The 7,706-nt window shown below is 64.3% G+C and carries 10 protein-coding genes; 6 read left to right on the top strand and 4 right to left on the bottom strand.

All coding sequences use genetic code 11. From position 1 onward, the window contains the following. Positions 1-227 precede the first annotated feature (227 nt). Both N826_RS42600 and N826_RS37915 read left to right on the top strand, forming a co-directional pair. Complete coding sequence (locus tag N826_RS42600) at positions 228-515, top strand: type II toxin-antitoxin system TacA family antitoxin (protein WP_084721542.1); 288 nt, start codon at positions 228-230, stop codon at positions 513-515. Beyond that, positions 512-1,039, top strand: coding sequence for a GNAT family N-acetyltransferase (locus N826_RS37915; RefSeq protein ID WP_052832790.1), 528 nt, complete (start codon positions 512-514; stop codon positions 1,037-1,039). The genes N826_RS42600 and N826_RS37915 overlap by 4 nt, the downstream gene beginning before the upstream one ends. Before the next feature lie 80 nt (positions 1,040-1,119). Here the strand turns inward: N826_RS37915 and flgH are convergent, their stop codons facing one another. The 4 genes from flgH to flgF all read right to left on the bottom strand — a co-directional run bounded on the left by flgH (position 1,120) and on the right by flgF (position 4,583). Beyond that, positions 1,120-1,917 carry a flagellar basal body L-ring protein FlgH gene (gene flgH, locus N826_RS37910; protein WP_044437668.1) on the bottom strand — a complete coding sequence of 266 codons (798 nt, stop codon included), beginning with the start codon at positions 1,915-1,917 and terminating at the stop codon, positions 1,120-1,122. A 100-nt stretch (positions 1,918-2,017) separates the two neighbouring features. Next, positions 2,018-2,974, bottom strand: coding sequence for a flagellar basal body P-ring formation chaperone FlgA (flgA, locus tag N826_RS41140; RefSeq protein WP_052832789.1), 957 nt, complete (start codon positions 2,972-2,974; stop codon positions 2,018-2,020). A 52-nt stretch (positions 2,975-3,026) separates the two neighbouring features. Next, positions 3,027-3,812 carry a flagellar basal-body rod protein FlgG gene (gene flgG, locus N826_RS37900; RefSeq protein WP_044437667.1) on the bottom strand — a complete coding sequence of 262 codons (786 nt, stop codon included), beginning with the start codon at positions 3,810-3,812 and terminating at the stop codon, positions 3,027-3,029. A 36-nt stretch (positions 3,813-3,848) separates the two neighbouring features. Next, on the bottom strand, positions 3,849-4,583 hold the full coding sequence (flgF, locus tag N826_RS37895; protein WP_044437666.1) for a flagellar basal-body rod protein FlgF: 735 nt from the start codon (positions 4,581-4,583) through the stop codon (positions 3,849-3,851). A 513-nt stretch (positions 4,584-5,096) separates the two neighbouring features. Here flgF and N826_RS37890 point away from each other — a divergent pair. The 4 genes from N826_RS37890 to N826_RS37875 form a co-directional block, all read left to right on the top strand. Continuing rightward, positions 5,097-5,681: a flagellar basal body-associated FliL family protein gene (locus N826_RS37890; RefSeq protein WP_044437665.1), complete on the top strand. Its 585-nt coding sequence runs from the start codon at positions 5,097-5,099 to the stop codon at positions 5,679-5,681. 16 nt (positions 5,682-5,697) lie between these two features. Continuing rightward, complete coding sequence (locus N826_RS37885) at positions 5,698-6,144, top strand: flagellar basal body-associated FliL family protein (protein WP_052832788.1); 447 nt, start codon at positions 5,698-5,700, stop codon at positions 6,142-6,144. Between the two features lie 16 nt (positions 6,145-6,160). After that, positions 6,161-7,252: a flagellar motor switch protein FliM gene (gene fliM / locus N826_RS37880; protein WP_044437664.1), complete on the top strand. Its 1,092-nt coding sequence runs from the start codon at positions 6,161-6,163 to the stop codon at positions 7,250-7,252. Further along, on the top strand, positions 7,249-7,706 hold a 458-nt coding region (locus N826_RS37875), incomplete at its 3' end, for a DUF6468 domain-containing protein (protein ID WP_247870480.1). The genes fliM and N826_RS37875, both read left to right, overlap by 4 nt.

Raw genomic sequence — 7,706 nt, 5'->3', positions numbered from 1 at the left:
TACGAAGCAGGAGCCTGTAGGTTGGGCCGTGGCCCAACAAACACTGTCCAAACAGGTCAATGTCTCCGGCCCATGGTATCAGGTATCTTCAGCACGGATCGCCAGATGACCGACGAGCTATGTTGACAATGCAGGTCCGTGCGCACATTGTCATCACAGTTGGCGTTTCGGCGTTGATATAGCTGGCGCTCAATGTGGAAGAAAGTGGAACGTCAGGAGAAGTTGCGATGATCGCTGGCGATCGAGCGGAAGAAAGCTCCGTGAACATAAACATGCGCGTTGGTCGCCGTCATCGCGACCTGATCGACCGGGCGGCGCAGATATCTGGAAAGACACGGACGGAATTCATGCTGGAAACGGCGTGTCGTGCCGCCGAGGATACGATCCTCGATCAGCGGGTATTCTTTGCCGATGCAGAGCAGTACCAGCGTTTCTCGGAGGCGCTGGATGCCCCCGCGCAATCTCATGAAATGTTGAAGACTCTCTTATCCAGAAGAGCACCTTGGGATAAATGAATTTTTTCCCGATCCCAGGAGATGCACGGGGACCAGCCGCTCCGGTTCGTCTGACGGAAGATCATATTCATTCGGAATTCGATTGCGGTTATTCCGTCTTGAATGAATGGCTGCAAAAGCGCGCTCTGCGCAACGTGAGAGATGGAGCTTGCCGGACCTTCGTGGTTTGCTGCGGTGAAACCGTCGTCGGGTACTTCGGTCTGGCTGTCGGTTCGGTGCTTCACTCCGTTGCGACAGGCAAGGTCAGACGCAATATGCCCGACCCGATCCCAGTGATGATCCTGGGCCGGCTTGCCGTGGATAGACGCTGGAATGGGCAAGGTATCGGATCCGGCATGTTGCGCGATGCCATCCTGAAAACGATCGAAGTGTCGGAATATGCCGGTATCAGGGCTTTGCTGGTCCACGCCATTGATGAGGAAGCGCGTCGCTTCTATGAGAAGTGGAGCTTTCAGCCTTCTCAGGTTGAGCCGCTGACGCTGATGATAACTCTACAGGATGCCCGCAAAGCGCTTGCGGGCTGACTTGGAACCCGAAGCGGCCAAGTGCCCTCTGTCACCACGCATCACCGATGCGTGGTGACAGAGGGCGTCTGATGATTTCATCAGAACGGCATGATGATGTCGAAGATCTGCTGGCCGTAGCGGGGTTGCTGGACGTCGCTGATCTGGCCGCGTCCGCCGTAGGAAATCCGGGCCTCGGCAATTTTTTCATAGCTGATCGAATTTGCCGAGTTGATGTCCTCCGGCCGGATCACGCCGGTAATCTGAAGCTCGCGGACCTCGAAGTTGACCCGCACTTCCTGCCGGCCCTGGAGCACAAGGTTGCCGTTCGGCAATACGTCGGTGATCAGGGCCGCGACCTGGAGCGTGATCGTCTCCTTGCGGTTGATCTGGCCGGCACCCTTGTTGCTGGTGTCGCTGGTCATGCCCAGCAGGCTGTCGCGGCCACCCGCGTCGTACTGGGTCGAATTGCCGTCCAGCTTGCCTTCCAGAAGCGCCTTGGCGGCGCTGGTGCCGGGCAGGATCTTGTTCAGGTCGAAGCCGAAGACTTCCGGCATTCCGGCGTTCTCGCTGTTGGCGCGGGTCCGGGTGGTCTGGTTGTTGATCTGGGCCTGATCGTTGATGTTGATCGACACCGTCAGGATATCGCCGACCCGGCTGGCCCGCTGGTCCTTGAAGAAGGCCCTGGCGCCCGAGCGCCACAGCGAGTTCGCCTCGCGGACGCCGGTCTGCGGCGCCGGCATCGGCAGGCTGACCGGAACGTAGCCCGCCGCGCGGTTCGGGTTCTCGATCTGCGTCAGCGGAGGGGGGCTGCCGACTTCCGACATGCGGGTGGTGGCGTTGCAGGCGGTCAGCAGGGCCGCCGAGGCGGCGATCAGGGCGAGACGGGAGACGGTCATGGCGAAATTCCTTGGTACGCGGGGCGCATGAACGTCTTTGCAAGCCCGATGCCAGATGAAAGGGTGCCGGAAGGGAAGCGGTCGGAAAACGGCGTCGGGTTCAGTTCAGCGCGATGCCGCCGGGTCTGGAGACGGAGACCTGGTTCGGGCCGATGACGACGGCTTCGACCGTCCTGTTGCTCATCGTGTTGACGACCCGGATCACCTGACCGTCGGAGCCGGCTTCCAGGGCCTTGCCCTGGGCGGTCAGGGTCATCGACTTCTGCTGAAGGACCATGGTGACCAGCGAACCCTTGGTGACGACCTGCGGCTGCTGAAGGTCGCGGGCGCGGATCGGGGTGTTCTCGTTGATCTGGCGGCGCGGAGTCTGGCCGATCAGGTCGGTGGTGTCGCGCACCAGCTCGGCGCCCATGCGGTTGATGCGGACTTCCATATAGCCGATATCGGACGCCGCGATCACTTCGCCCGGCTTGATGCGCCGGGTCAGGACCGGCACGTCGACCAGGGCGGCCGCCCGGCCGCTGATGGCGGTGCGGGTCTGTTCCGGCCCTTCCGCCGGGGCGACCAGGACGGCGGAGAACCGGCCCTGGACCTGGTCGAAGGTCACGGATTCCAGCTTCAGCGTGGTCGGCTGGTCGGCCGGCAGATGGACTTCCAGCAGCTTGTTGTCGAGATCCACGTCCAGCCGGTCGGCATCCGCCCGCGCCGTCAGTTCGGCCTCGACCGCGCCGCGGACCATTTCGGCGTTCACGACCGAACTGCTCCGGGTCACGGTCGCCCGCTCGAACTGGCTGTTGGGCCGCCAGGAGATCTGGTGGTAGGACGCGATGCGCAGCAGGTATGTGGCATCGTAGGTGGCGCGGCGGCCGGGAGCCGGCGCGCGGCCGACCGGCTGGTCTTCCTTGCCCATCACGTCGTCGAACAGGTCGCCGAGCCGGACGGTGTCGCCGCTGATGGTGGTGTCCGTCCGCAGGGTGGCCGCTTCGGCGGACCGGATCTGGGACGCCGCCGCGATGGCGAGGGTGGCGGACACGGCGATCAGGGCGAGCTTGTTCATTTTCTCTATCCTCGGTCTCTGGACTGGCTTCGGCGAACCGGCTTCGGTGCGGTCAGCGCAGCTGGCTGGTCGTGGTCATCATCTGGTCGGTCGTGCTGATCACCTTCGAGTTCATCTCGTAGGCGCGCTGCGCCGTGATCAGGTTGGTGATCTCGGCCACGATGTTGACGTTGCTGGTTTCAAGGGCGCCCTGGACCAGCCGGCCGTAGCCGGGAGCCGACGGGTTGCCGGGGACGGGATCGCCGGAAGCGGGAGTCGCCAGCAGCAGGTTGCTGCCGATCGCTTCCAGGCCGGCGTCGTTGGGGAACACCGCGAGCTGGATCTGGCCGACCGTCTGCGGCTGGATCTGGCCGTCCAGCTTGACCTGGACCTCGCCGCTGGCATTGACCGTGATATCGACCGCATCGGCGGGAACGACGATGCCGGGCTGGACGGTGTAGCCGTCCGAGGTCACCACAGTGCCCTCGGCGTTGAGCTGGAACGAACCGGCGCGGGTGTAGCCGGTGTTGCCGTCGGGCAGGGTGATCTGGAAGTAGCCTTGGCCGTTGACGGCCATGTCCAGCGAGTTGTCGGTCACCGACAGGTTGCCCTGTTCGTTGATCCGGTAGACCGCTCCGGTCTTGACACCGGCGCCGATCTGGATGCCCGAGGGGACGATGGTGCCGGCATCGGACGAGGTGGAGCCGACCCGGCGCTGGTTCTGGTACAGCAGGTCCTGGAATTCGGCGCGCTGGCGCTTGTATCCGGTCGTCGTCATGTTCGCGATGTTGTTCGAGATCGTTTCGACGTTGAGCTGCTGGGCCAACATGCCGGTGGTGCCGATGCTCAGGCTACGCATGGTCAGTTCCTTTTCTTTTCAGGGGTAGCCGGAGCTTCAGCTCAGCCGGGACAGCTTGGTGATGGCGTTGCGCTGCCGTTCGTGCTCGGCATCGATCAGCTTCTGGTTGGACGCGTACTGGCGGGAAATCTCGATCATCTGGGTCATCTCCACGACGGACTGGACGTTCGACTCTTCGACGGCGCCCTGGACCACCTTCAGGTCGGTCGCCGGCTTGCCTTCCTCGTCGGTGGCGTAGAGCCCGGCGCCCAGGTCCTTCATGAACTGCTCCCGCTCGAACTGGACCAGCTTGATCTTGCCGATCTGGCCCTGTTCGGTGGAAACCGTGCCGTCCGCCGTGATGGTCACCGGCCCCGCGTTCTGCGGCACCGTCATCGGGCGGTCCTGCTCGTCCAGGATCGGAAGGCCGCCGGCATCGACGATCTGGCGGTCCAGGTCGAGCTGGAGGTGGCCGGACCGGGTGTAGCGCTGGCCGTCGCGGGTTTCGACCGCCATGTAGCCGTTGCCGTGAAGAGCGATGTCGAGCGCGTTGCCGGTCGAGGTGATCGGGCCGGGGGCGGTGTTCCGCCGCATGCCGTAATCCTGCGCCATCGAGACCTTGTCGCCCGACAGGCCGCCGACGGTGGCGGGCTTCGCTAGGTATTCCAGGAACATCATGCGCTGGTTCTTGTAGCCCGGCGTCGTCATGTTGGCGAGGTTGTTGGCAACCACATCCATCTGCCTGCGAAGGCCATCCTGTCTCGACAGGGCTATGTAGATGGGGTTTTCCATGGCCGGCGCTCTCGTTCCTGGTCTTGAGATTTGGGTCTTGAGATTTGGGTCTTGAGACTTGGGTCGTGTGGTCCGGCGCTCATCGCCGGGCCGCATTCTCCCTTGCAGGCAACGTGCCAGTTTCTCCGAAGCCCCTAGATCCGGCTGCTTTCCGGCACCTCCGCCTCCGGGCGCCGTCCCGGATAATGCTCCCGCGCGCGAGGCTGCATGGATTGCCCGGCATATTTTGCCGGTTCGCCCGGATGAGATTGCCGGACCGCCCGTCGTGCTCCCGGCAACTGTTCGCACAGTCACCGGCGGCGCCGGAGCGTTCCTGCGGCATTCGCACGGCATAAGCTCGAATGTCGTTCTAAATTCCAGCGAAAGCCTTGTCTTCCCAATAGTGGCCCGAAGTTTGCTTTGTTCAGGCTCGACTGAGAAAACCGGGTAGTTTCAACGACTTGTTAACTATCCCAGGTTAACTGTTTTACCAAGATTTCCGCATGCGCGGGGACCGCTGGGAGCCGATCGATCATGGCGGGAGCCACACACGAGGAAGAGGAAGGCGAGGCGGGCGAAGCGCCGGCACGGAAGAAGTTCAGCGGCAAGAAACTGGTGCTGTTCATCGTTCTGCCGCTGCTCCTCCTCCTCGGCGGCGCTGCCGCGGCGTTCTTCGCCGGCGTGTTCGATCCGGCCGAAACCCAGGCGGAAGAGGACCCGCACGGGGAACCGAAACCCGACGCCCACGGCAAGCCCGACGCCAAGGCCGACGGCCATGGCGCTCCGGCCGCCGGTCACGGCGATCCCGGCGCCGGCGGGGTGTTCTTCAAGGTCCCCGACATGGTCGTCAACCTGAACAGCACCGGCCGCCGCCCCAGCTTCCTCAAGATCAGCGTCAGCGTGGAGGTCGGGCGGGAGGAAGACCTGCCCGAGATCGAGAAGGTCGTGCCGCGCATCGTCGACAACTTCCAGGTCTATCTGCGCGAACTCCGGGTCGAGGACCTGCGCGGTTCGGCCGGCATCTACCGGCTGCGGGAGGAACTTCTGACGCGTCTCGTGATCGCGGCGCAGCCGGTTCAGGTCAGGGACGTCCTGTTCCGCGAAATGCTGATCCAGTGAACCGGGAACCCACGCCATGAGCGCCAGCAGACCGGACAGATCCCCATTCCTGGCCATCGCCGCCGCGGCCTTCCTGACCTGCGCGCTCGGGTCCTCCGCCGGTCACGCGTCGGAAGAGAAGAAGGATGCCCACGGCGCGGCGCCACCCGGTCCGGCCGAGCTGTACTTCAAGGTTCCCGATCTCGTGGTCAACCTGAACAACACCGGACGCAGCAGCCCGAGCTTCCTGAAGATCAGCATCCTGATCGAACTGGTCCATCCGGAGGACCTGCCCGCCATTGAGAAGATCATGCCGCGCATCGTCGACAACTTTCAGGTCTACCTGCGCGAGCTCCGCCTTGCCGACCTGCGCGGGACATCGGGCATCGACCGCCTGCGCGAGGAACTTCTGCTGCGGGTCGGCATCGCCGCCCGTCCGGTACAGGTCAAGGATGTCCTGTTCCGCGAAATGCTGATCCAGTGAAGCGGGATATGGCACCATGAGCGACCCCAAGCTGGACGGATTGAGCGAGGAGGAACGGCTGGCCGCCGAATGGGCGGCGCTGGCCGACGAAGGCGCCGACGGCGGTGGCGGCGGCGACGAGATGGGGGGTGGAGGGTCCACGCGAGTCCTGAACCAGGACGAGATCGACAGCCTGCTCGGCTTCGACAGCGACGGCTCCGGCGACGGCGACAATTCCGGCCTGATGGCGCTGGTCAACAGCGCGCTGGTCAACTACGAACGCCTGCCCATGCTGGAAGTGGTGTTCGACCGCCTCGTTCGCATGATGTCGACCTCGCTCCGCAATTTCACGTCCGACAACGTCGAGGTCAGCCTGGACCAGATCTCGTCGGTCCGGTTCGGCGACTACCTCAACTCGATCCCGCTGCCGGCCATGCTGTCCGTCTTCAAGGCGGAGGAATGGGACAACTACGGCCTGATGGTCGTCGACAGCGCCCTGATCTACTCGATCGTGGACGTGCTGCTGGGCGGCCGGCGCGGCACCGCCGCGATGCGCATCGAGGGCCGCCCCTACACCACGATCGAGCGCAACCTGGTCGAACGGATGGTCCACGTGGTCCTGAGCGACCTGTCCGCCGCCTTCGACCCGCTGTCGCCCGTCGTTTTCCGCTTCGACCGGCTGGAAACCAACCCGCGCTTCGCCACCATCGCGCGGCCCGCCAATGCCGCCGTGCTGGCGAAGCTGCGCATCGACATGGAGGACCGGGGTGGACGGCTGGAACTGTTGATCCCCTACGCGACCCTGGAGCCGGTGCGCGAGCTGCTGCTCCAGATGTTCATGGGCGAGAAGTTCGGCCGTGACTCGATCTGGGAAACCCACCTTGCCAGCGAGCTTTGGATGACGGAGGTGCAGATCAGCGCCGTGCTCGACGAAATGACCGTGCAGCTCTACGACGTGCTGAACTGGAAGGTCGGCACCCGCATCCTGCTCAACGCCACACCCGACGACAGCATCCAGCTGCGCTGCGGCGACGTCGCGATGTTCGACGGACGGATGGGCCGCAAGGGCGGCCACATCGCGGTCCGGATCGAGCGCGAGGCGACGAAAGAAGCGGACACACGGCGATGACCCTTACCTTCCCGCTCATTCTCGACATCCTGATCGTCATCCTGCTGTCGGCGACGATCGGCTTCGCTATCGTGCTGAACCGGCGGCTCAGCCGCCTGCGCGACAACAAGGCGGAACTCGACGATCTGGTCAAGGGCTTCGCCGACGCGGCGGGCCGGGCCGAAGTCAGCGTCGCCGGCATGAAGGAGACCGCCGCCAAATCGGCCGATGTCCTCCAGAAGTCGATCGACCGCGCCCAGGCGCTTCGCGACGAACTCCAGTTCATGATCGAGGCCGCCGACAGTCTGGCGAGCCGGCTGGAAGGCTCCGTCGGCGCCCACACCGTCCGCGCGACCGCCGGGGCCTCTCCCGCGGCGATCAAGGCCAACACGCGGACCCAGTCCCCGTCGGCCGATCCGGCCTTGCGGGCACCCACGCCCGGCGCGCCGCAACGTCCGGCCGATCCGCCGCCGCT

The sequence above is a fragment of the Skermanella aerolata KACC 11604 genome (assembly GCF_000936425.1).
GTDB classification, from domain to species: domain Bacteria; phylum Pseudomonadota; class Alphaproteobacteria; order Azospirillales; family Azospirillaceae; genus Skermanella; species Skermanella aerolata.
This window is presented reverse-complemented; position numbering and strand designations above follow the sequence as displayed.